Source organism: Calothrix anomala FACHB-343 (assembly GCF_014696435.1).
In the GTDB taxonomy this organism is placed as follows: Bacteria; Cyanobacteriota; Cyanobacteriia; order Cyanobacteriales; family Nostocaceae; genus Aulosira; species Aulosira anomala_A.
In genome coordinates, this window is the sequence record NZ_JACJQG010000043.1 from 16016 (window position 1) to 40563 (window position 24548).

The 24548-nt window shown below is 39.8% G+C and carries 21 protein-coding genes; 10 read left to right on the plus strand and 11 right to left on the minus strand.

Annotated features, from left to right (window positions below; translation table 11 throughout):
- Nucleotides 1-77 precede the first annotated feature (77 nt).
- The gene (locus H6G08_RS22680) at nt 78-455 is read left to right on the plus strand and encodes a response regulator (RefSeq protein ID WP_096646975.1); all 378 of its coding nucleotides are present in this window, start codon (nt 78-80) and stop codon (nt 453-455) included.
- 457 nt (nt 456-912) lie between these two features.
- The gene (locus H6G08_RS22685) at nt 913-1230 is read left to right on the plus strand and encodes a DUF7219 family protein (RefSeq protein ID WP_190546998.1); all 318 of its coding nucleotides are present in this window, start codon (nt 913-915) and stop codon (nt 1228-1230) included.
- 85 nt (nt 1231-1315) lie between these two features.
- On the opposite strand, the gene H6G08_RS22690 is transcribed toward H6G08_RS22685, so the two are convergent.
- Complete coding sequence (locus H6G08_RS22690; protein ID WP_190547000.1) at nt 1316-1711, minus strand: nuclear transport factor 2 family protein; 396 nt, start codon at nt 1709-1711, stop codon at nt 1316-1318.
- Nucleotides 1712-2038: 327 nt separating this feature from the next.
- Here H6G08_RS22690 and H6G08_RS22695 point away from each other — a divergent pair, with 327 nt between their 5' ends.
- Nucleotides 2039-3301, plus strand: coding sequence for a DegT/DnrJ/EryC1/StrS family aminotransferase (locus tag H6G08_RS22695; RefSeq protein WP_190547002.1), 1263 nt, complete (start codon nt 2039-2041; stop codon nt 3299-3301).
- A gap of 745 nt (nt 3302-4046) precedes the next feature.
- On the opposite strand, the gene H6G08_RS22700 is transcribed toward H6G08_RS22695, so the two are convergent.
- The 4 genes from H6G08_RS22700 to H6G08_RS22715 form a co-directional block, all read right to left on the minus strand.
- Complete coding sequence (locus H6G08_RS22700) at nt 4047-6716, minus strand: zinc-dependent metalloprotease (RefSeq protein WP_190547004.1); 2670 nt, start codon at nt 6714-6716, stop codon at nt 4047-4049.
- A gap of 605 nt (nt 6717-7321) precedes the next feature.
- On the minus strand, nt 7322-8347 hold the full coding sequence (gene egtD, locus H6G08_RS22705) for an L-histidine N(alpha)-methyltransferase (protein ID WP_190547006.1): 1026 nt from the start codon (nt 8345-8347) through the stop codon (nt 7322-7324).
- A 107-nt stretch (nt 8348-8454) separates the two neighbouring features.
- Nucleotides 8455-9807 (minus strand): 5-histidylcysteine sulfoxide synthase, encoded by a 1353-nt coding sequence (ovoA, locus tag H6G08_RS22710; protein WP_190547008.1) that lies wholly within the window; start codon nt 9805-9807, stop codon nt 8455-8457.
- Nucleotides 9808-10483: 676 nt separating this feature from the next.
- The gene (locus tag H6G08_RS22715; protein ID WP_190547011.1) at nt 10484-11455 is read right to left on the minus strand and encodes a DUF1517 domain-containing protein; all 972 of its coding nucleotides are present in this window, start codon (nt 11453-11455) and stop codon (nt 10484-10486) included.
- Between the two features lie 1073 nt (nt 11456-12528).
- On the opposite strand from H6G08_RS22715, the gene H6G08_RS22720 reads away from it, so the two are divergent.
- Nucleotides 12529-13728, plus strand: a complete 1200-nt coding sequence (locus tag H6G08_RS22720; protein WP_190547013.1) for a glycosyltransferase family 4 protein — start codon at nt 12529-12531, stop codon at nt 13726-13728.
- Nucleotides 13729-13868: 140 nt separating this feature from the next.
- Here H6G08_RS22720 and thiS read toward each other — a convergent pair whose 3' ends face one another.
- The 3 genes from thiS to H6G08_RS22735 all read right to left on the minus strand — a co-directional run bounded on the left by thiS (nt 13869) and on the right by H6G08_RS22735 (nt 15758).
- Nucleotides 13869-14081, minus strand: a complete 213-nt coding sequence (gene thiS / locus H6G08_RS22725; protein WP_190547014.1) for a sulfur carrier protein ThiS — start codon at nt 14079-14081, stop codon at nt 13869-13871.
- A gap of 89 nt (nt 14082-14170) precedes the next feature.
- The gene (locus H6G08_RS22730; protein WP_190547016.1) at nt 14171-15226 is read right to left on the minus strand and encodes a thiamine phosphate synthase; all 1056 of its coding nucleotides are present in this window, start codon (nt 15224-15226) and stop codon (nt 14171-14173) included.
- A 247-nt stretch (nt 15227-15473) separates the two neighbouring features.
- A complete protein-coding gene (locus tag H6G08_RS22735; protein ID WP_190547018.1) occupies nt 15474-15758 on the minus strand; it encodes a hypothetical protein in 285 nt (94 codons plus the stop codon).
- A gap of 60 nt (nt 15759-15818) precedes the next feature.
- Between H6G08_RS22735 and H6G08_RS22740 the strand changes: the two genes are divergently transcribed.
- From H6G08_RS22740 to H6G08_RS22755, 4 genes are all read left to right on the plus strand, one after another.
- Nucleotides 15819-16961: a sulfate ABC transporter substrate-binding protein gene (locus H6G08_RS22740; RefSeq protein WP_190547020.1), complete on the plus strand. Its 1143-nt coding sequence runs from the start codon at nt 15819-15821 to the stop codon at nt 16959-16961.
- A gap of 84 nt (nt 16962-17045) precedes the next feature.
- Entirely contained in the window at nt 17046-17915 is an 870-nt protein-coding gene (gene cysT, locus H6G08_RS22745) for a sulfate ABC transporter permease subunit CysT (protein ID WP_190547023.1), read from the plus strand.
- Complete coding sequence (gene cysW / locus H6G08_RS22750) at nt 17902-18777, plus strand: sulfate ABC transporter permease subunit CysW (RefSeq protein ID WP_190547025.1); 876 nt, start codon at nt 17902-17904, stop codon at nt 18775-18777. Before cysT ends, cysW begins: the two co-directional genes overlap by 14 nt.
- 72 nt (nt 18778-18849) lie before the next feature.
- The gene (locus H6G08_RS22755) at nt 18850-19098 is read left to right on the plus strand and encodes an NIL domain-containing protein (RefSeq protein ID WP_096646959.1); all 249 of its coding nucleotides are present in this window, start codon (nt 18850-18852) and stop codon (nt 19096-19098) included.
- Between the two features lie 176 nt (nt 19099-19274).
- Here H6G08_RS22755 and H6G08_RS22760 read toward each other — a convergent pair whose 3' ends face one another.
- Nucleotides 19275-20411, minus strand: coding sequence for a serine/threonine-protein kinase (locus tag H6G08_RS22760; protein WP_190547026.1), 1137 nt, complete (start codon nt 20409-20411; stop codon nt 19275-19277).
- 74 nt (nt 20412-20485) lie between these two features.
- Nucleotides 20486-21187: a glutathione S-transferase family protein gene (locus tag H6G08_RS22765; RefSeq protein ID WP_190547028.1), complete on the minus strand. Its 702-nt coding sequence runs from the start codon at nt 21185-21187 to the stop codon at nt 20486-20488.
- Nucleotides 21188-21343: 156 nt separating this feature from the next.
- Between H6G08_RS22765 and H6G08_RS22770 the strand changes: the two genes are divergently transcribed.
- Both H6G08_RS22770 and ggt read left to right on the plus strand, forming a co-directional pair.
- Entirely contained in the window at nt 21344-22063 is a 720-nt protein-coding gene (locus tag H6G08_RS22770; RefSeq protein ID WP_242046238.1) for a phytochelatin synthase family protein, read from the plus strand.
- Nucleotides 22064-22401: 338 nt separating this feature from the next.
- Entirely contained in the window at nt 22402-24183 is a 1782-nt protein-coding gene (ggt, locus tag H6G08_RS22775) for a gamma-glutamyltransferase (protein ID WP_190547032.1), read from the plus strand.
- A 46-nt stretch (nt 24184-24229) separates the two neighbouring features.
- Here ggt and H6G08_RS22780 read toward each other — a convergent pair whose 3' ends face one another.
- Nucleotides 24230-24490, minus strand: coding sequence for a hypothetical protein (locus H6G08_RS22780; protein WP_190547034.1), 261 nt, complete (start codon nt 24488-24490; stop codon nt 24230-24232).
- Nucleotides 24491-24548: the final 58 nt, after the last annotated feature.

A 24548-nucleotide genomic window follows, 5' to 3' on the forward strand; every position in this document is an offset into this window, starting at 1 on the left:
TGGCTGACGATTGTTCTTCCTTTCTACATCACAAACAATGTATATGGTGTTTAGATACTCAAAATTGGAACTTTTCTATGTCCAAAAAGCGTATTCTCTTGATAGATGATGAAAAATCTCTAGCCACAGTCATTCAAGCTTGTCTGGAAAACTTAGCAGATTGGACAGTACTTAAAGCCGAATCTGGTAAGGAAGGTTTAATCAAAGCTCAAACTGAAAAGCTGAATGCTATTTTGCTTGATGTTATGATGCCCGATGTAGATGGATTTACCGTCTTACAAGAACTGAAAAAAAATCCATTGACTCAAGCTATTCCTGTCATGTTAATTACTGCTAAAGTCGAACCTACAAAGCATAACCAATATGACGAATTAGGTATTGCCGGGGTAATTAGTAAACCTTTTGACCCCTTAAAATTAGCCGACCAAGTAGCATGTATTTTAGGCTGGAATTAACTGAATTTTTGGTTGTATAATTCAAGCTATCAACCAGTATTAATTGCGATTTCTAGTAATGCTGTGCTTAATTTCTAATTACCTAATTAGAAAAGGTTTTATACCAATTTGACGCGAAGGGCGACAGATATATTTATATAAGCGAGATTTCCCAGACAATTCCCAAACTAAAATCTATTGATAAAGTGACAATCCACGTCAGCATATTCCATAGTCAGGCGACACAATGCTTTTTGGAAATGGGTGATTCTGGTAAGTTGTTGGCGAGACTTTTCATGGAATGCAAAATGGTATTAGACATTTCTCATTGGTGGTTTATTTATACACGGACTTTACTAGTTTTATGAAAACTAAATTTATCTGTTGATGAGACTTGATACCTAAAATTACCTTCATAAAAAGAAATTTCCAAAGTAACACATTTCACCAACTAGTATTAAGTAGAGATACAACATTTATGGAATCACAAAATTTTCTGGCATTTTCTATCTACGAAGCTGATGTATTTAATGTAGATAATGCGGTTTTTCAAGCTTATTTACAAGCCTTTTTTCGACACCAGGCTTATATTTATAAATTATACAATACAGGGAAAATTAATGAATTACAAACCATTGAAAGAATTAATACAGCTTGGAAGAAGCTAGCAAAGATACAAACTAAACTCAAATGTCAAATAAAGTTGCCACACTATGATGTAAAAGAGAAATTTATTTTCGTTAACACCAATGATTTTTGCTTGTATGCACAAGATTCAATCAGTATGTGGAATTAATACATAACTGAATGAAGTGAAATCGCCAGGCTACTTAGAACCGCGACTTCTTGAAGAAGTTGCGGCTCTAGCAATTTTAGAATCTCTAAGATTTACCATCGCTACCAAAATATTCCCGATAAGTGCAAATCTTGTCTCCACGCACTTCAAAAAAGACAGCTACCCGATTTTTATAAGGTTGTCCTAATAATAGCCCTTCATCTTTAAATTCAAAGACAACTGTTGTTTGGTTACTGGTAATTCTGTCTAAAGAAGTTAACTGTATACCTTGATTAAAAGCAGCAGAAACATATTGAAAAAACTCTTTAGCTCGCTCTTGTCCCTGATTCCAACCTTGAAATTTACCGATGGGAAACCAAAAGGTAAAATCTTCAGTCAGCATATCTAAAAACCCTTGCCATTGGGTAGTTGCTAAACCATGCTGAAAATGCACAAATGCTTGCTGGGCAATTTTTAAGGTATGTTCTGAATCTGGTACCATCTTCTTCTCTTACTTGATTTGGACTTTATATAAAATAACGTTAAAGTTAGATTTAATATAGCTGCATTTTTGCTGGATACTAAGCAGCTTAATTCTAAATATTATTAACTAAAGTCACTAAATATAACTAATATTCAGTAATTTTACTGCATTAAAAATAAAGTTTAGATGAAGAAATCAATAAAAGCAGAGAAAACCACAGTATTTTCCGGTTACCTGTATTAAACTGGTGACAAATCATATCAGCATTTTGTTTGACAACTACCAAATCTATGGAAAGCATCGCCAAATTTTGATAACTCAAGTTTGAGAGGCAAAGATAAGAATATGCGAAATTTTGGGACTCATCCTAAGAATCGTTTGTATACCAATCTGAACAGTTACCTGTTGTATTTGGGTTATGTTCTAGGGGGGCGATTTCAGCAAGAGAGAAAAGATATTGAGTTATTTGAAAAGGCGCTATGCGAACGGTTTGGGGCTAAACATGCTATTTGCGTATATCAATGTCGAGTGGGGATATATCTTGCTGTTAAAGCTTTAATTAAGCCGGGACAAGAAGTGATTTTGTCTCCTTATACAATCGCGGATGTAGTTAATATGGTGATTTTTGCGGGAGGGCGTCCGGTATTTGCAGATGTGGATCGCCAAAGTTGCAATATCTCACCTGGAGAAGTAGAACGGCTGATTAATCAGAATACAGGTGCAGTATTAATTACTCATTTACATGGACTTGCGGCTGAAGCGCACCGAATTAAAGAAATTTGCGATCGCTTTCACATCCCCATAATTGAAGATTGCGCTCAGTCTTTCGGTGCATACGAACAAGGTAAAGCAGTCGCCACAATTGGTGATGTGGGTGTCTTCAGCTTTGAAATGCATAAGAATTTAACTACCTGGCTGGGAGGCGCAGTAATTACCAACCGCACAGATCTAGTAGAAAAATTTCGCACGGAAATTGAGAGTTTTATCTATCCGCCACTACCGCGAATTACAGGTAAAGTTAAGTCAGGATTAATTCAAGATATTGCCAGCTTACCTGGAATTTTTCAGCTATTTACCTACCCCATACTTCGATATAGCTATCTGAAGCAGATTAAAGTTGTCAACGAAGCAGTTCGCAGAAAACCCCAAGAAAGCCAACCAGCAACACATTTACCTGATGTATATAAGTCACGGTACACAACATTTCAAGCTCGCCTGGGATTATCACAGCTTAAACATATCAATCGTCATATTAAGAAGAGGATTGATAATGCCCTAATTTATTATGAAGGATTGAAAGATATTGATGAGTTAATTTTACCGCCTCTGCGAACTGATGGCTCTCATACTTACCTGTGGTTTCCAGTGCAATATTCTCGTCGGGATGAATTGTTGCGGTTTATGTACAATCGTCATCGAGATATAGCTGCTGGTCATTTTACTAGTACTGCTAATGCACCTCAATATCAAGAGTTTTATCGAGATTGTCCCAACTCAAAAAAAGTTGAACAAGAACTATTGTATTTACCTACCTATCCTCGCTATCCTCAAAGAGAAATTGAGAAAAACATTCAGGTAATTAGAGAATATTTTAATCAAAAGGTGTAGGTTGGGTTGAGGAACGAAACCCAACATTTATCGTACATTCAAGGGATAAGGAACTTCCAAATAAAAAATATTCCAATCATTAACTTACCAAACCCGCAACTCGTAGGGGCGGGGTTACCCCGCCCCTACAATTTGGCATAATTTACAGCATATTTCAGGTAAATGAGGTACGCGCTTGGGGGCATGGCAGTGCCAGTGCCCCTACAATCAACAATCATCTGTACATCACCAGATGACAATGTGCTGTATTTTTTGGAGTTACCTAAGACCCCTTCGTCTACAAGTAGTAGATTTTCAGTGGAGGTTTAAATCTCCAATTGAAAATGTCTTTCACGCGCAAATACTTCGAGTGAGCTTCAGTACAAGTTTTGAGTTTTGAATTGTTAAGCAGATGTTGGGTTTCGCAAAGCCTCAACCCAACCTACATCTAGAATACTACTAGCTTGTCTAAACATTACGAGTTTATTGTTGTTCTTCTTCAAAAAACCAAGCTTCCGCTAAAAGTGTAAAACCAACCAGCCAAAGTAATAAGAAAATCGAAACTAGAATTATTCCTGTCATGGCTAATAACTCCCCCGATTTAATTTCAGTACAGAGTTATATACAAGTTAGCGAGATTTTCATAAACTAATGGCAACTTGCAACAAAGATTGACAATATAGTTATGAGTCAATAGTCAATAGTCAATAGTCAATAGTCAATAGTCAATAGTTGAGAATTTCTTAACTATTGACCAATGACTAACTTAATTAGATAGTAATTGTGCGTTGAAGGCTTTATTGATGCGATCGCGTGAAAGTTCCAAGTGCGCTACTGTGGAAATATCCAGGTTTTCGCTCTTTTGCTGGAGTTGCTTGTCAATGGCTGTTTGCAGTTGACGCAATTCATACCAAGCCAATGTTCTACCATCTTCAGTGGCGTGAGTATGTTGTAACATCATTTCTAGCAAAATATTCAGGTGTTCCCGTTGTAAGGAACGGCGAATACTGGAAATTGGCTGTGCTTTGTCTGGTGTGAAAATTTCTGTCCAAATACCTTTTTGTAAGGTGTCAAACAGTTCGGGGATGGTTAAAGCTTCTCCTGGTGGTGTTTTTAATTCTATATCTTGTAGGCGATTCAAGCGATCGCTGCTCAATAGCGATCGCAATATTCGACTTTGGAAGCGAAAAATGCGATCGTGTAGGGGATAATCTAAGCGATCGTTAGGGATGGGATTACCCCAATGTTGCCAACGTGACGGTGCTAGCTGGTTTAATAATTGGGGTGAAAACTTCAAAGCATCTGCCGCAAACACATAATCTTGTAAATTTGTCAATGCTTGACGCTGTTTTTCTAGGGAAACTGGGACAAAAGCCCAAGATGTATCATTTCCAGCGTGAACCCGGCGGAAGGATTGTCCGCCAATATATTGAGAAACTAAAGTAGCGTTGCGAAAATAGTATCTGAAGACTCGATTAAATAAAACGCGCAAATTGCTATAGCTTTCTCCTTTGGGGAGATAACGCCGATCCAAGCGTTCCCACATTAAGCGAGCATTATCCATTTGCCATTGAGAATACATTAATACATCGCTGCTCATATCCCAGAGATTTGCTAGGGGGTTGATATCCCAAATATCTTCGTCAGTGGCGTAAGATAATTCTGGCTGGGGCGATGCTAAAGCTATCTGTTCTAAAAAGCTTTTTTCTGCTTCTGGTTGCGGGCTTCTTTTATAACCATATTCTATAGCCCATTCATCATAAGGCCCGACAACCCCAGGAAAATAATCTCCTTGCTGTTCTCCTTGGGGAGCGATGTTGACGGGTAAATAATCCATCACCGAACCGACTAAACCCTTGGTGTGGGTAATTTCTGTGTTATTTAATTCCTGGGGTGCTAACATGGTGCTGCCATGAAAATTATGGCGTAAACCCAGAGTATGTCCAACTTCATGGGCAATGACAGAACGCAAGTATTGATGTACATATTCTTTCATCGCTTCGCTATTGGGTGTATTATTTTGCAACAGCGATAACGCCAACGCCCCCATAGCTGCTTGATCTAGAGAATCCTTGCCATAGCAGATTTCGGAAGGAGGCATAATTATAGCATTCTTTCCTCCTGCCTTCTCCCCTATATCTCCACATGGGTTTTGACTAGCATTTCCATCCATTAAGGTGAGATATTCTTGTTGAATGGAACGTACCATACCTGCATCAACAATAATATCTGCATCTAATATTTCCCCGGTGAAGGGGTTAACGCGCATCGGCCCTTTAGCGAAACCTGCATCGAGGGAATTGAACCAGCGAATAGTATTGTAACGCACATCTGCGGGGTGCCAATCAGCATCATCTGGCATTTGTCGTACTTCAATAGCATTGCTAAATCCCGCTTTAGCAAAGGCTTTATTCCACATCAGCGCGCCTTCACGAATGGCGTCGCGGTATTCTAATGGTACGGCGTTTTCAATCCAAAATACAATCGGCTGTTTGGGTGGCGATAAAGGTGCAGTTGGATCGGTTGGTTCTAGATGCCAACGATTGATGTAACGTACAAATGGTTCTGAATGGCGATCGCTAGAAAAATCTTGGAATGCTGTAATAAAATATCCCACTCTGTCATCCGCAATTCTGGGGATATAACCGTTATGTTCTTGTAGTTGAGAAAAGCTATAGTGGACTTTTAACGAAAGTGCCCGACTATCAGGTAAGGTAACTAAATTTGACCCGTCATATGAGTAAAATCCGTAAATAGAATCTATTTCTAGATTTTCGGGGAAGCTTTTAACATCATCAAAATAAGACTTACTTAGTTCTAAACGATAATCTGCTTGTAGAGAGTATTTTAATAGGGGTGTTAAACCGGGTAAATCCTGCATCAGTAAACGATCCAGCCGAATCAAGATATTTTTACTATGGGGATTGATAGTATCTATTTCTATAGCATAGAGAACTGAATCGCTAAAAGAACGAGCAAGCGATCGCTGTTCTGGTTCGCCTGGATCTGTCCGGAATTTCACATTGCGGATGACAAAGTGCAAATTATTATTGACGCGCCGAAAATAAAACAGAAAATCGGACAGGGGTAATCCGCTATAAATTCCACTCTCCCCCAATCCCGATTCTAATGTTACTGTCGCTAAGTAATTTTTATTAAGTTGTTCTGGTGTCAATTCTAAATAAATACTGCCATCTTCATGATGACGATAGAGGGTAAAAAGTCCCGGTAATTTCTCAGTTCCCCTAACTATCTCCCGAAATAGTCGCAAATCTTCCTTTCTATTGTCAATAAACATATTTTCCCATACCGGATGTGTAGGCAGCTGGGACATATCAATATTTGCAAGTTGGTTGGCGACTGCGGAATTAGTTCCTATTAACCAGCTATAAATTAACAAGACACAGATGAATAATTTCCCAATCCAGTATTTCATTTAGTTTTCCAGTTGAAGCGATTCTCTTGTTGAGGAAAAAGGTGGATTCATGCGTCGTCAGCCAACTTTGCTAAGTAATTCCCCAATGTAAATTGCACATATACCCTCAGTAAATCCACTATATTCAGACAAACTATTGCTTGTCGGGGAATAAATTATCCATTTATAAGATGAAATTAATTTTATCGCAACTTTTTATGTCTTTAGGTAGACAGCTTTTCATACTAAAGATATAGGTTTTTTAAAGTTATATTTTGTATTTAAGAGCAAAAACAGCGCATAAATTGTATTTATAAATACATTTAAGCGTTGGCGCAGAAAATCTGAGCATTAGCAGCGATCGCTCAAGCATATCTGCGTTTGGTGAATATTAATCAAAAAAATAATGCGATAGATTGTAGGGGCATGGCAATGCCATGCCCTCTTAAATATATAGAATGGGTTGAGGATTTGTGAAATCTTACATCTAGGGTTGTTGACAGTCAACAGTCAACAGTCAATAGTCAATAGTCATCGGATTATCGTACATAAAAGGGTTTAAGACCCCTACGTCTATACGTAGTATCATTTTCAGACGGGGTTTAAATCCCCGTCTGAAAATGTCTTTAATTTTGAATTTTGAATTTTGAATTTTGAATTGTTAATGCTATTTCTTGTCTTTGACAAAGAATTAAGCCAAACCATTGCTGGGGATCTGTCCAAGTTTTTAATGTCTTCATTCCTTGAACTGTCAATTGTTGTTGCATATCAACTAAATCAAACTTGCGAGAAATTTCTGTGAGAATGCTTTCACCAGCCGCAAACCCAACATTTAAATTGAGAGTTTCTAAGGTAACATCATGACTTGCTTGACAATGGAGATACATTTCAATTTGTGTATCTGCTACATTATAAATCGCTTGATGTCGAAATAAATTCAAGTCAAAATTACCTTGAAACCGCCAATTTAAATGCGAAAGCATATTCAAATTAAAAGCTGCTGTTACTCCTTGGCTGTCGTTATAAGCGGCTTCTAAAATGTTTTTGGGTTTTTGTAAATCAATACCTAGTAAAAAGTAATCTCCTGGTTTTAAAGCGTCAGCAATTTGCTTAAAGAACTGCTCAGACTCTTGCGGTGTAAAATTTCCTAGAGAACTTCCTAAGAAGAAAATCAGGCGCGATCGCCGCCAGGGATGTGCAGCTAGATGAGCTAAAGCTTGTTCGTAAGTTCCCAGCAATCCCTGAATAAAAAATTCTGGATATGCTTGTTGTAATTCTAGAACGCTATTTTTGAGAATTCCGCCACTAATATCAATGGGAAAATAACGACAATCATCTGATATTTGGCGATAAGCATCCAATAATAGGCGCGTTTTTGTTGAACTACCGCTACCTAATTCTACGAGTTCGCAGTTACCTGTACTTTGGGCAATTTCCGCAGCATATTGACTCAAAATTGCTGCTTCTGTGCGGGTGGGATAATATTCTGGTAACTGACAAATTTCTTCAAATAATTGCGAACCCCGATCGTCGTAGAAATATTTAGCAGGTAAGGTTTTGGGAGTCTGGCTTAATCCTTGGATGATATCTTCACCATCATTATTTAAATCTTGATAGTGATTATCCAGAATTAATAACGGATCTATTACCATGTTCTCTTCTCTTTTATTTGCTATGGGGTGCTATAAAATTTTGGGATGAATTGATTAAAGAATGCTTAAGGCAGGATATGTAAATGCCATGAACAAACTGAGAAATTTTAAGCTGAGAAATCTTGCGCAATTCTCAAACCAGAGTGCTGATAAAAGTAAGGACGGAACCAGTTACGATAGGTTGGTAACGCCATCGAACCGTTAGTAGCCCAAGAACCACCAAGCAGCATCTGATGTTTGCCATCAAAGAAAGGTGCAGATTGATCGAGATACAGGGGATGGGGTTGAAATCCGGGTAAAGGGTTGAGAGTATCGCTTAACCATTCCCAAACATTCCCCCTTAAGTCATGAATTCCCGCACTGTTAGCTGGTGGAAACATATTGACGGGATTAGGAGAGATGAATTGTAAATTCAAATTATGATTAGTTGAATTGCCATCGCTTTCCGAATAAATTAAAGCTTGATTCCATTCAGCTTCACTCATCAAGCGAATATTTTCCCCTTTCCACCGACAAAATGCGATCGCTTCGTAATAGTTGACTTCTACAGGCCAATCTAAGGGTAAGTCAATTTCCTCAAATACTGTGCGATAGCGATAACCATTGGCGCTAGGTAGCCAAAATTTCGGGTGCTGGACGTTGTAGAGTTGCTTCCAGTTACTAGCTTCATCATTCCAATATTCTGGAGTTTCATAACCCCCATCTTGGACAAACTCCAGAAATTCGCCATTGCTGATGAGGTACTTACTCGCCAAAAATGGTTTTACTTCCACAGTGCGATCGCCATATTCGCTATCCCAACCAAAAGTATGATCATTTTGGGGTTTTCCTAATTTCACCACACCACCAGGAATCAAGCGCATTTCATTCTCTGGAATATCTCCATTACTAGGTGCGTAATCCCAATCTGAAGGACGTTGGAGACAATCAACAGGTAATTGACGCAGCAACATCGAAGAGGTTTCAAAGTGAACCCGGCTATGTTCTATCCCCATCAACAACGCCCAAAACGGGTGCTGTTGGTGAATTGGGAGATTGAGAGGCGTATTTGCAATCATATTCGCGATCGCATCTTTCGCCTGTTCTCGATATTGCCAAACTTTTGCGACTTCCGGCCAGCTAATATGTTGCATAGCCGCATCAAGTTCTGCTGGTGTTTCTGGATCTACTCCTACCTCAAATAAAGCTTCAAAATGTGCATTAATCCGCTTTTCCAGTAACCCAACGCAGATTAATTTATTGATATAAAAAACAGGTGAGTGTCCAAGATAAAAAATCAGACGGTTTCTTAAAGGATCGGGACTGAGGTAAAAAATGTCATCACTCACCAGAGATTTCATTAATTTTTCCTCAAGTTCCCAAGCATTTTCAAAATACTTGAGCAGGGTTTGCGAACTGCAATCATTAAGTATGGGGACGCAATTCGATAGCTGTTTTTTTATCGTAGAAACTCTACTCATGGTGATTGTTTAGAAAATTCACGACTCAAATTGTGCTGTCTGCATTGTTTTTGTGAAAAAAACAGTGTTTTTGGGCACATTTTGCTAATGTGGTTATGATCGGGCAATTCTCTAAATTTGTAAACTAGCTGAAGAATAGTGTTGATGGTTGACCGATGACAGTTGACGGTTGACAGTTGACAAATGATACCAATTTCAATAATTTTTGCGGCACATCAATATATTTTATAGGGCATGGCAATGCCCATACATGTCAACTTAAGTCCAAACGCTTACCCCACAAGCCTTTTACCCCTCCCCTAACCCCTCCCCGTAAACGGGGAGGGGAAGTTTTGGCTTTAGACAAAACTGGGGTGGGGTAACGCGGATCTTGATGGTAAACGATTTGATGCAAAATCAAGTCCAGATAAGGGTTTCACGTTAACTTGACACCAATAGGCATTGCCATTCCCCTACAGTCGCATTCCTTTTTTAAATCGGTATGACAAATGACAATTGTACAGACGCGATGAATCGCGTCTCTGACAAATGACCCTAAAAAAATATTTGACACTATAAACCAAGCTTGCTATAATCCTGGCGATACGGAACCAAATATGTTAAGCATGTTATACGGAAACTAAAAACCGCTTGCTGTAAGGCGAGCGGTTTTTATATTTTTATCGCAACTTGATAATTAAACCAGCTTCAAGTCGGGATACTCAGCCAATAAATCATCAGAAGTGAGAGTATCGCCTTCAGCTTGGGGAGTCCAAAGTACTTCGATGGCGAGAATTTGCTCGCTAGGAATACCGCCGATTTGACGTAAAGCTTGACGCAAATCCTCAGTACTGTTGAGTGCGGGAATTCCATACTTACCGAGAGTCGCCACCAGCAAGGTAACGATAATATATTCACCAGGGCCAGAGGTAATTAAATCGGTAGGATTTTCTGGATTTGAGCTACCAGGTAGCGCTTCTTTCGCCAGTGCAGCTTTAAGTTGGTTATTAACGTTAGATAGGGTTTCTTCGCTAAATTTGCTGCGTTCCGCCAAAGAGAGACGGTTAAATTGAGCTTCAGCAGAATTTAATTTAGCTTGCTGTGTACCACCACCGACATATACCCAATATTCAGGATGGCGCAGCAAAGCGAGGCTGGTTTCTTGTAAAATTTCTGCTCTTCCCTGTGGGGAGTTGGTATCAGCAGTTTCGGCGATGCGATCTAATTCTGGCTGTAAATCGCGCGCTTGAGCTAATAAACCCACTTGTAAACGAGTGACAGATACATTGGGGTTGCTGCTATAACCTTCTTCGGTGACAGTTTCGCCACCGGTAACACGGCGGAAGGTTTGGAATAAGAAATTAGCGATCGCAATAAAGATTAAGATGCTAAACAAACCGCCAAATCCGCCACCAATTCCCCAAAAAGGAATCAGGAAAGGAAATCCAAAGCCACCACCACCGGGATAATATCCACCACCAGGAGGTGCGTAAGTGCGAGGCGTGTAAGTGCGACTAGAAGGTACTCTAAAGGAACCACCACCGATGCGTCCGCCGCTACGAGCCGCTAATGCGTTATCAGCGTGACCAAGTGCTAAAGTTAACACCAGGCTGAGGATAAAGACAGTTTTTAACAGTGGTTTAATGGCTAGTTTTAGTTTTTGATGCATAATACAGTCACTTGAAAAACATTATTGGTGATGATTTCTCCCAAAGCTGTGCTTGAGAGTCATGCTTGGTCACTAACGCTGCTCCCGTAGCAAGCAAGCGAATTTTTGATTAGCAGTAGCTCTCTGTGACTGATATCTGAGTCGGCTACATATTTAATGTACCGCGTCTGATTTGGCCTAGACAGCACGCTTAGGGGGGATTTCTTGAGTAGATTACCGTACCTTAAATCTTTTCGCGATCGCCGGAATTTTGGGATCAATTAATCATTAGGGGCTAGGGGCTAGGGGCTAGGAAGGAAGACAATTGTAGAGACGCGATTCATCGCGTCTGTGCCCAATGCCCAATGCCCCATTTTGGCATTTTGGCAATATTTTCCAGTTTTTCAGGATAGGCTAAGGATAGAAACTCTCTTTAGCAATGACCACAGTCGTCTATGAACAATTGATTTAGCCGGCAGTACTAAATTTTTATGCTTGTTAATCAGGTAGACAAATTTCTGTGGTGAGAAATTGCCTAGAAATATAAATTAACAATATTTAAACCGAAATTTTGCCAAATACTGTTTTCAACTCTGGCTGAAATTTTTATACTCCAATCGCTAAAACAAGGATTGAGAATGATGTTGCTACAGCCTATGTATTACAAAACGTCAAACATCGGTATAAATCTTATTAAAATTTTGAAGATAAATACTGATACTTACATCAAACGATAAAAAAATCTTAAAATTACAGGGTTCTGTAGGTTAGCTGTTGGCGCTGATGACAAAACCGGAGAAAATTATATACAGTTCTGATAAATTTATTCTGGAAATTACAGAAACAAATTTTGATTCAAAATCCAGTTTGACTGTCTCTCGGTGGCAGATGTCTAGATTACTAGTAACTACAGAAGTCCCTGAGTTTTTTAGGCAATTTCCCTAAATAGCAAAGTTACTACTTGTCTCTAACAAATTGTGGAGAATTTGAAATGACTAAACTCAAGAACAGCAGAAAATTGACTTTGATTCATTAACGAAAATGAATCATCTCAAAACTTAACATTTATTAGCAGTATAGTCAGAAAATCTATTATGGAACATATTTCACAACTTGGGGCAAATGTTAGAGAAACAACTGCACTGCCCGATATTCTGGTAATATCTCGCAGTTTCTTGCCAAAAGAGACTGTACTGAGCGAATATATTTATAGTCGTTGCCTGCAAGATCCAGAACGGGTAATAGTTCTAGCTGCCAGTTGTTCAGGCGATAAAGTATTTGACCAAACACAAAAATTCCCTATATATCGCTGGCCAAGTCCGAGAAATTGGAGTTTTTTACATCCTTTATTTAACCTTATATATTCATTTGTATTAGCCATCAAGCTATATTTTCGCTATCACTATCGCTACATTGAATGGGGTCACGGCTATGAATTTCCATCGCTTTTACTGTTAAGCTATTTCTTGCCAATTCGCTTTTTTATCTATCTTCACGGTAATGATATTGTTTGTGGCTTACGCAATCCTTTATGGCGATCGCTCTTTAAATTAACTCTCAAACGGGCTGAAGGTATCGTTTGTAATAGTTCGTTTACGAAAGATTACTTAAGTACAAAGCTGCGACTCAAAACCCCTACCCACGTTATTAACCCCAGCGTGAGAGCAGAAAAATTTACTCAACTCGCAAATCCTAGTAACTTGAGTGAGTTACGCGCAGATGTCCGCCAAATGTACAACATTCCGGAGACAGCAATAGTTATTTTATCGGTGGGACAGCTAGTCAAAAATAAAAGCTTTAACCGCGTGATTGATAACTTACCCCTGCTGCTGACTATTGGGGTAGATGTACATTATATAATCTGCGGTCAAGGCCCTTGTGAAGCAGAACTGAAATCTCTCGCCCAACGCTTACGAGTAGATCAAAGAGTACATTTTGCAGCAGATGTGAGCGATCGCGAATTGGCTGGTTATTATGCCGCCTGTGATATATTTGCCATGCTCAATCTCTTGGATACTCAAACTAGGAATATAGAAGGTTTTGGTATTGTCTACCTAGAGGCGAGTTACTTTGGCAAACCTGTAATCGCCTCTCGTTTAGGTAGCGTCATCGATACCATTCACCATGAAGAAAACGGTATCTTAGTTAACCCCAAATCTGGCTATGAAGTATTTCAAGCCTTCACTCGCTTATGCCAAGACCAAGCACTACGAGAAAAACTTGGTCGTAAAGGTAAAGAACTAGCCCAGCGTAAGACCTTTCACCGTTCATTATACAGGTTGGAGGAATTGTAGAGACGCGATTCATCGCGTCTGTGATCTCGATGGATGATTCATCGCGTCTGTGATCTCGATGGATGATTCATCGCGTCTGTGATCTCGATGGATGATTCATCGCGTCTGTGATCTCGATTAATGATTCATCGCCTCTCTCTTCAGCCCCCACCGACAATTGTGACAACTTCCAAGCGATCGCCTGGTTGTACTTTTGTTTCTGTCCAAAACTGGCGGTGTAAAATCTCACCGTTATATTCGACTGCTACCAAACGCGGATTAAAGCCTAGTTGTTGCAGGAGTTCGGGTAACGGCGTTTGGGATGAACATCTGTGGTTTTCTCCATTGACTTGGAGTGTAATTTCATTCGACATCAGCTTTCACAAATTCATCAGCAAGTAGAAAAAATTCTGAGTAGCAAAGACTACTACTCAGACATTTTGAATTTTGAATTTTGAATTATTCAAGGTTCTGGTTGTATCCGATGTAACTGGGAAAGCAAATATTGCGCCACCAGGGTAGGTTGTTCTGCTTGCATGAGCGATCGCACTACAGCTACACGTTCTGCACCTGCATCAATTACATCATTGATATTATTTGCATCTATGCCGCCAATCGCAAACCAGGGAATCGAGCAGTTTCTAGCCGCATAGCTGACATATTCTAAGCCAGCCGCCGGTTTACCTGCTTTTGTTGGTGTTTCATATACTGGCCCCACACCAATATAATCAGCACCTTCTGCAATTGCCCTTTGCATTTCTTCCAAATTTGTGGTAGAACGACCAATAATCCTCTGGGAACCAAGTAACTGTCTCGCCAGATCAATAGGCATATCTTGCTGTCCTAGATGCACCCCATCGGCATCTACAGCTAAAGCTAAGTCTACACGGTCATTGATAATAAACAGAGCGCCGTAGAGGTGACATAACTGTCGCAGTTTTTTCGCTTGTTCGAGACGAATAGTATCATCGGCAGTTTTGTCACGGTATTGTAACAAAGTCAATCCACCTTTGAGTGCAGCTTCCACCGTTGTCAATAAATTTTCTGATGGTGAGGTAACTAAATACAAATGCGATCGCCACAGCAGTTGATGGCGTTGATGACCTAATAAATTACTTTCTAGGGTATACATTTGATACCGCATCTGCTTAAAAGTTTTACCCATCTGGGGATGATGCAGTTTACCGTATTCTTCCAGCACCCGCATTGCTTCTTGCACGCGACAAAAGTTAGCTTGCAATAAAGCTTTGATACTAGTACGTTGTTCCTCTTGGGGATGGCTTAACTCAGTTCCAGCGTCACCGGGAGTATCCCGCGCCGCCCGGAGTTCCGCCGTATGCCAATGGGCTATCTCTTGTCGCAGACGCTTGCATTCGTTGGTAAACTGAGAATTGTTTAACCCAAAGCGACACCATTCTTCAATAATTCGCAAACCCTCACGAGCGCGATCTAAATTAGCATCTAAAATGCGGTAGACAACTTGCTGCGTCTGCTGCGTTTGGCTGTATGGCTCGACCATTTCAACAACCCCATTCCTGCTGTCATCAAACGATGTCAAATCAACTATTCTAGTAAGCTTCATTTATTAAATTGGTATTTTTACTAGAAATTTACTATGCACTCAAAAACATAAGAGTAGCAAGGATTCTATCAAATTAGCAGATATACGGGTCGGTTCAGATAAAAGTAGTTTAAGATTACAGCCTACCAAAGACAGATACAAAAAATGGGCACAAGAAACACAAGAAAATTTCTTTTACCGAGAGTTAAAAGTTATAAGTAGAACGATGCAATTCTAGATAACTGGAGAAAGTGACAATTGCTGAGTACAGCATTTCATTAATTTGTCGCCAATCCTTTGCGCGTCTTTGCTTGGAGATTTCTCGCCTCATGTTCACAGATGTAATCTGTATCCTCGCAAGGCAGATCGAGTTGACTCTTTGTAGTGAAGTTGCCAATGAAACTGGTAAAATCACCATATTCCCGATAGGAATATGTAGTTTTTCCTCTTGCTTTTTATCGGGAATACCTGCCATTATCTTATATACCATCTGCGTATACGGTATTTCTAGAGAATAACCGTAGATACTAATTATAGAGGAGAATGTGTCATGAGTCTGTGGCCACGCCAGCTAAAGCGATCGCAACTGAGTATTAAACGAATTATCACTCCCTTTAGGTTAAATTCCCTCAAAGGCTTTGTATCAATGTTTTTGGTGGGGACATTCTTGAGTGTCACCCTTGCTGCTTGTGGTGGTGGAAATAGCGGTAATTCTGCAAGTGAAAACCCAGCAGCTAGCCCTGTTGCAGCCAATAAACAAAATGTAGAATTAACGCTTGTATCTTTTGCTGTTACCAAAGCAGCTCACGAAGCTATTATTCCTAAATTTGTTGAAAAATGGAAACAAGAACACAACCAAACTGTTAGCTTTAAACAAAGCTATGGCGGTTCTGGTTCGCAAACTCGTGCTGTAATTGATGGTTTAGAAGCAGACATTGTTCATTTAGCCTTGGCTGGAGATACAGAAAAAATTCAAAAGGCTGGACTAATTGAACCTGGATGGGAAAAAGAAGCCCCCAATAATGCCATTGTCTCTAAATCAGTAGCTGCATTAGTAACTCGTCCAGATAATCCTAAAGGGATTAAAACTTGGGCTGATTTAGCAAAAGACGATGTCAAACTCATTACCGCAGATCCCAAAACCTCAGGGGTAGCACGTTGGAATTTCTTGGCACTGTGGAATTCTGTGATTAAAACAGGTGGAGATGAGGCTAAAGCACTTGATTATGTGACGAAGGTTTATAATAATGTGCCTATTCTAGCTAGAGATGCTCGTGAAGCTACGGATGCTTTCTTTAAACAAGGTCAAGGTGATGTTTTAATCAATTACGAAAACGAAATTATTTTAGCATCACAAAAGGGTGAGAAAGTCACATCTATAATTCCTGATGTGAATATCTCTATTGATAATCCCATCGCCGTAGTAGATAAAAACGTTGATAAACACGGTAATCGTGAAGTTGCAGAAGCTTTTGTAAAATACCTGTATACTCCCGAAGCACAACAAGAGTTTGCCAAATTGGGATTCCGTCCTGTAGATGAGACAGTAGCCAACACTAAAGAAATTGCCGATAAATTCCCCACAGTCAAAACTTTAGGTACAGTCCAAGACTTTGGTGGTTGGGGAGAAATCGATAAGAAATTTTTCGCTGATGGCGGAATTTTCGATAAGATTCAAGCCGCAAAGAAATAGATAATTAGTCAATGGTCAATGGTCAGTGGTTGACTGTTGACTGTTGACTGTTGACTTTTGACTTTTGACTTTTGACTCTTAACTATGACTCTATCCCCTTCTGTAGAAGCTGACAGTAAAACTCCCGTTTGGAAGGAATTCCTCGAAAAATTGGGTCGGATTCCCTGGACTTGGCGCATTACTTTGGTATATCTGACATTGATGTTGTTCATCCCTATCGCGGCGATGTTTCTCAAAGCGAGTACGGAACCGCCAGCGAAATTTTGGGCGATCGCTACTAGCGATATTGCTTTAGCAACATACAATGTCACATTCGTTACTTCACTATCTGCTGCTTTGCTCAATGGCGTATTTGGTACACTCATTGCTTGGGTGTTGGTGCGCTATGATTTCCCCCTCAAGCGGATTATTGACGCTACCGTAGATTTACCATTTGCCTTACCTACATCAGTAGCAGGTTTAACACTGGCAACGGTGTACAGTAATAATGGCTGGATTGGTTCGCTATTAGCACCCTTGGGAATTAAGGTATCTTTTACCCGTTTGGGTGTTTGGGTAGCGATGATTTTTATTTCCCTTCCGTTTGTGGTGCGCACAGTGCAACCTGTACTGCAAGAAATGGAACATGAAACAGAAGAAGCCGCTTGGTCTTTAGGTGCTTCTCAATGGCAGACTTTTTGGAAAGTGATTTTACCGCCTTTATTCCCGACAATTTTAACTGGTGTAGCATTGGGTTTTTCCCGTGCAGTTGGGGAATATGGCTCTACCGTCATTATCTCGTCTAATACACCTTTCCAAGATTTAATTGCACCTGTATTAATTTTCCAACGCCTAGAACAGTATGACTATTCTGGTGCAACTGTAATTGGTGTAGTGTTATTAGCAATTTCTTTAGTGCTACTGCTAGCGATTAATTTCTTACAAGCCTGGTCAAGAAGATATGACAGTAAATGAGCCAAGTCTTCACTCCTCTAAGTCAGAGAAAAGTACAATCAAGCCGAAACAAACTAAAAGTTGGGTACCGACACTATTAATTGCGATCGCGATCGCTTATTTAGCTTTGGTGCAGTATATCCCAGCAATCAATGTATTTGTCCAAGCTTTCGCTAAAGGTGTAGGCCCTTTCTTCGCCAACTTAGCCAAACCGGCGTTTCTCCATGCAGCTTGGCTGACATTATTACTAGCGCTGATATCTGTCCCCATCAATGCAGTTTTTGGACTTTGTGCAGCTTGGGCGATCGCGCGTCATAATTTCCCTGGTAAAGCTGTAGTCTTAAGTATTATTGACCTTCCCTTCTCCATCTCCCCCGTAGTCGCCGGATTGATGATTGTCCTCCTCTACGGGCGAAATGGCTGGTTTGGGCCTTGGCTACAAGCAAATGATATCCAAATTATTTTCGCCTTTCCGGGAATGGTACTGGCTACAGCCTTCGTTAGTATGCCCTTTGTCGCCAGAGAAGTCATTCCTGTCTTAGAAGAATTTGGTAAGGATCAAGAAGAAGCAGCCAGAACACTTGGCGCAAATGAATGGCAAACTTTTTGGCGCGTCACCCTACCCAGTATTCGCTGGGGTTTACTCTACGGCTTAATTTTAACCAATGCGAGAGCAATGGGTGAATTTGGCGCAGTTTCCGTTGTATCTGGCAATATTGCCGATAAAACCCAAAGTTTACCACTGTTTGTTGAAGATGCTTACAAACAGTATGAAACCGAAGCCGCCTTCTCTGCTGCTGTATTGTTAGCGCTGCTAGCAGTCGTTACCCTGGTATTAAAAGAAATTTTAGAGCGCAAAACCCGCATTAAAGATGTCGAGTGAGTAGAAATTAGGGATGCGGAGAAATAATAACTAACAAATGACAAATGACCAATGACCAATGACTAATGACTAATGACCAATAAACGAATCAGATTAAGAATTCCTAAAGACTATCACCAAGAACCTGTAATTTCTAAATTAGTTTCTGATTATGGTTTAGTAGTGAATATTACTGCGGCAATTTTGGGAGCTAATGCTGTTGGTGATGGTTGGTTTGACTTAGAATTGCAAGGAACAGATGCCCAAATTCAAAGCGGATTAAATTATCTTAAAGAGTTATCTTTGCAAATTTGGGATGAGACAAACACATCTAATTGGTGAGTTTATTTAAGCCTCGGTCAATTCACTTTTTCCAGAAACCCGACTTATTTGAAAAGTTGGGTTTCTAAATTTTATTATGGTTTTTATAATACCAATTTGAAAATAGAATGCGATAAATGGTAGGGTCACTGGCACTGCCATGCCCTCTAAATTATATTGATGTGCCGCAAACACTCTTAGATATTATTTTGACCTAAATATTTATTTTTTAATTCTTCTAATTCATCATCAATGATACTTTTAGTAGTAGACTGAGGATTAGGATTTGGTGGATTGACTGAATTTTTTTGCGGTTTATTGCCACCTAAAAATAATGTTTTCATTTCTTCTAATTCTTTATCAATTTGACTGTTACTTTTCGGAGGAATCGCAGGTTGAGGTGTAGATGGTGAAATAGTAACAGCTTTAACTGATGTTGCTGGTGTGGCGTTTAATGGTAACTTTTGCAAATCGTTGAGAACTTCATCTGCTGTTTGATAGCGTTTGACAGGGATACTGGCTAACATTTTATTGAGAATGAGGCTTAATTCGTGACTCACAGGAGTTTTCAAATATTGCTGCCAATTCCAAGTATCGCTATTCACATCATAAGAATCAAAAGGCGATCGCTCTGTTAATAGTCGCACACAAGTTGCACCTAAACTATAAATATCGCTGGCGAAAATCGCCCGTCCTCTAATTTGTTCTGGGGCAACATATTCGGGACTACCTATACTTGTACCTGTGCGGTTGAGGGCGGTACTGGTAGCAGATTTAGAAGCCCCAAAATCTACTAAAACTAATTTGCGATCGCTACTGCGTAAAATAATATTTTCTGGTTTAATATCGCGGTGAATTACTTGTCTAGCATGACAAAATTGCAATACTGGCAATAAATCGTTAAGTAACTGGCGAATTTGCACTTCATTAAAAGCGCCTTGTTCGACTAATTCCTGTGCTAAATTTCTCCCATCAATAAATTCTTGGACAAGATACTGTCTATCTTCTTGGGTAAAATATGCCAGTAATGAAGGAATTTGTGGATGCTGTCCTAATTCATCTAATTGCACAGCTTCCTGGTTAAATAACTCCACAGCTTTTTGCACATTATTCGTGCCTTGGGCTTGGGGGTAAAATTGCTTAATTACACAACGTGGTTTTGAGGGTTTATCTTCATCCACCGCCAAGAAAGTACGCCCAAAACCACCTTGTCCTATGGGTTTAATTGCGCGGTAACGTTCTTTGAGGAGTAACTTAGAACCGCAAGTTAGACAAAACTTAACATCATTAGCATTTTCTGGTTTTGGGCAATGGGGATTAAGGCAGTAGCTCATGGTAGCGTAAAAAATCGCTGTGGTTTGTTTTTATTGTGCCCTGCGATCGCCATTCTTGATTGTAAAATCAAAAATTAACGTTTACCCAGAGTATCTTTAAATGGTTGTCTAGCACTAACTCTATCAAGATAAGCGACAACCGCAGGATATTTACTAAAGTCTAATGATAAAAGCAATTTAGCGTAGTGCAAGTAGGAAGCAACTGCAATATCTGCCACAGTAAATTTATTACTGGCGATAAAAGGCTGTGTCTGCAAAATTTGATTCAGTGGCGCGAGTAAAGTTGGCATTTCTTTTTCTCGCCTATCTGCTAAAAATAACCCAGGCCCCAAGGTAGCATTAGCAAAAATCACCCACTGGGTAATTTTGGCGCGTTCTTCTAGGGAATTAGGCATTTGATTATATTTATCGGCTAAATAGAGCAAAATTGCCCCTGATTCCCATAATTTCAGGTTGCCATCAACTATAGCAGGCACTTTCCCCATAGGATTAATGGCTAAAAACTCAGGCTGCTTGTGTTCGTTAGCACTGAAATTGAGTGAAATATAGTCATAAGGAATGTTTAATTCTGCTAAATACCACTGCACAATTGACACGCGCGTTCTTGGCGCACCATAGACTTTTAATTTAGCTTGATTTACTGTATTAGGGCTAGCGGTAGCAGGTTGAGAATTATTTGGTTGTGGCGGTGCAGCTAAAAGTGGTGTGATGGGCTGAAAGATTAATGCGATCGCACTGACAGCAAAAAAGATTTTGAAACGCGAATTTTGCAACATTCTATAAATTATAATTAATTTTATTTCTCGCAAGTATCATACCTTTTGCTATCTTGAATGATAAATTATTTTATATTTATTCATAAATTAGGTAAAATTTTTCATTTTAAACATCTTAAATATGCACTTTAATCTCAGATGAGTGAAGCTAAAAATATGATACTAAAATCATTTATTAAATTTCTTTTACTAAGTATTTGCTTGAGTGGCAGTACTGTATTAGCTCAGACTCTTACATTGTCACCTAATCTAATTAATTTCAATTCTAAGGAAGGAGAAAAATTATTAATTGAAAGCCAAGCGCGAGAAGATTTTTTTCCCCTCAGCAGTCAGTTTATTACTCAAAACAATCAAGCCTATTGTGGCGTAGCTAGTATGGTAATGGTGCTGAACAGTTTAGGAATTCCTGCACCAGAAGTCCCCCAATATAAACCATATCGAGTATTTACCCAAGAAAACTTTTTTAGCAATGAGAAAACCAAGGAAGTAATTTCGGCTGAAGATGTGGCGCGTAAAGGTATAACTTTAGAACAATTAGGTGGGTTATTAGAAAGTTATGGTGTCAAAGTCAGAGTTTATCATGGGGCTGATATTAGTTTAGATAACTTTCGTAAACTAGCGGCAGAGAATTTACAACAACCGGGTAATTTTATTATTGTTAATTATTTACGCAAAACAATTGGGCAAGAAAGAGGCGGTCATATTTCGCCTGTAGCTGCATATAATCAACAAACAGATAGATTTTTAATTTTGGATGTTTCTCGTTACAAATATCCGCCTGTTTGGGTGAAAGCAGAAGAGTTATGGAAAGCAATGGCGACACATGATATTACTTCAGGTAAAACTCGCGGTTTTGTATTTGTAAGTAAGCAATAAATCATTAACAATTCAAAATTCAAAATTCAAAATTCAAAATTAAAGACATTTTCAGACGGGGATTTAAACCCAGCCTGAAAATGATACTACGTATAGACGTAGGGGTCTTAAACCCTTTTATGTACGATAAATATTAAGTGTATATTTGTAAAATATAGCTGTCATTTATCATTGGTAAAGGTTGCAAATTTCTAAATTCAAACTGAATTATTCTAGTGTAATTTTGGTAAATCCTGTTGCGTCAAAGTAGCGCGTACCTCGTTGTCATACATAACAGATGATAAGAAAATTTACTGCCAAAGCTACGCTGAAAAATACATCATTAAAGTTACAGCAAAATGAAAATTATTACTAAATATCAACGAGTAGCGTTCCCCAAAGGGGTTGCCGTAGGCATCGCAGTCTTTTCTCTGGGCGTATTTTTCCATAGTCAAGTTGTATCAGCCGCTTTTACTATACCGTTACGCAGCAAAAAAGGGATGGTGGTATCAGCACATCCCTTAGCGAGTGAGGCGGGTATATCTATATTACGTAAGGGTGGTAATGCAGTTGATGCGGCAGTTGCCACAACTTTTGCAATTTCTGTGGTAGAACCTTTTTCGGCAGGAATTGGCGGCGGTGGGTTTTTGTTGATGTATTCGCAAACAACTGGCGAAATGAAAGCGCTGGATTTTCGGGAACGCGCACCACTCAAAGCTACCAGAAATATGTACTTAGATGCACAAGGTAAAGTGCGTCCGAATGCAAGTGTGAATGGTTATTTAGCTGTAGCTACGCCAGGAACAGTGGCGGGGATGTATGAAGTGCATCGTCGTTATGGTAAATTGCCTTGGCGGGAGTTAGTAAAACCTGCGATCGCATTAGCAAAAAATGGCTTCACTCTCAGTCGGGTAGTCACCTACCGTTCTTTACCAGCTTACGAAGATCGCAAACCGATAATTCTCAGCAATCCAGCAGCGCGAGAAATTTTCACTCGCAATGGCGAATATTACCAATCAGGAGAAAAATTAGTACAGCGCGATTTAGCTCAGACACTAGAAGCGATCGCGCAGAATCCCCAAAGTTTTTATACCGGAAACATTGCCCAAGCGATCGCTGCAGATATGGCAAAAAACGGCGGTTTAATTACTCTGGCAGATTTAAAAGCTTACAAACCAATCTGGCGCACTCCTGTATGTGGCGATTTTCGTCAAGCTAAAATCTGCTCTATGCCACCACCTTCATCGGGAGGGGTACATCTATTGCAGATTTTAAACATCATTGGGGACACCGATTTAAAATCTTGGGGATGGCATCACCCTGATAGTTTACATTTAATTGCCGAGGCGATGAAGATTGCATACAGCGATCGCGCAAAATATTTAGGCGATCCCGATTTTGTCAAAGTTCCCACAACGCAACTAATCAGCCCAGCCTACGCTAAATTGCGCCGTCAACAAATCAATATGGAACAAGCTACACCTTCCACAGAGGTAAAGCCAGGGCTAGAAACAATTCAAAATTCAAAATTCAAAATTCAAAATCCAAAATTGTCCGAGTCATCAGAAACCAGCCATTTGGTAGTTGTCGATGGGCAGCACAATGCCGTCAGTCTAACTTTTACAATTAACCTTGGTTTTGGTGCTGGTGTGGTGACACCAGGAACAGGAATTGTGCTGAACAACGAAATGGATGATTTTGCTGCTGCACCGGGAGTACCTAACTTTTTTGGTTTAGTTGGTACTGAAGCGAATGCGATCGCACCTCGTAAAACGCCTCTATCCAGCATGACACCAACAATTGTTACCGAAAACGGTCACTTACGCATGGTAGTGGGTGCCCCTGGCGGGAGTACAATTATTACCCAAGTTTTACAAGTTATTCTCAACGTTTTAGTATATGGCATGGATGCTGGTGCAGCTGTTTCTGCGCCACGCATACATCACCAGTGGCTTCCCGATGAGTTGCGAGTTGAACCTTGGGGTTTTGATGCTGTCACTTTACAACAGTTGCGTCGCCGGGGACACAACATCAAGGAGACGACTCCTTGGGGGAATGCAAATGCGATCGTTGTGACAGCAGATAAGACTTTAGAGGGAGCAGCCGATCCTCGGGGCGAAGGTTCCCCAATCGGTTTTTGAGCTATTTATAAATATAAGCCCACAGTATTTTTCAATCGCTGTGGACTTATTGATTTTGAATTATTGAGTCTGAAAAATTGTTAACAAATTCATTGGCACGAGAGCTAGGAATCAGAGTCCAACCTGCTTTGAGTAATTTTTGATAAGTTGCCCAACCTTTTGAACCACCTGGTATTTTATAATCAGGAACTGCATATTCTCTACAAGCTGTATAAGGACGCCACGGTTGGCCGGGTGCAGTTTGCAAATGCAAAATCTTTTCCCCATCATCACCTAAACCAGATAACCAGCACATTTGTCGCTGCATGGTAAACTCCTTTGCGTTAAGCATATATTGCATATTGGCACATTTTTGTCAATATCAG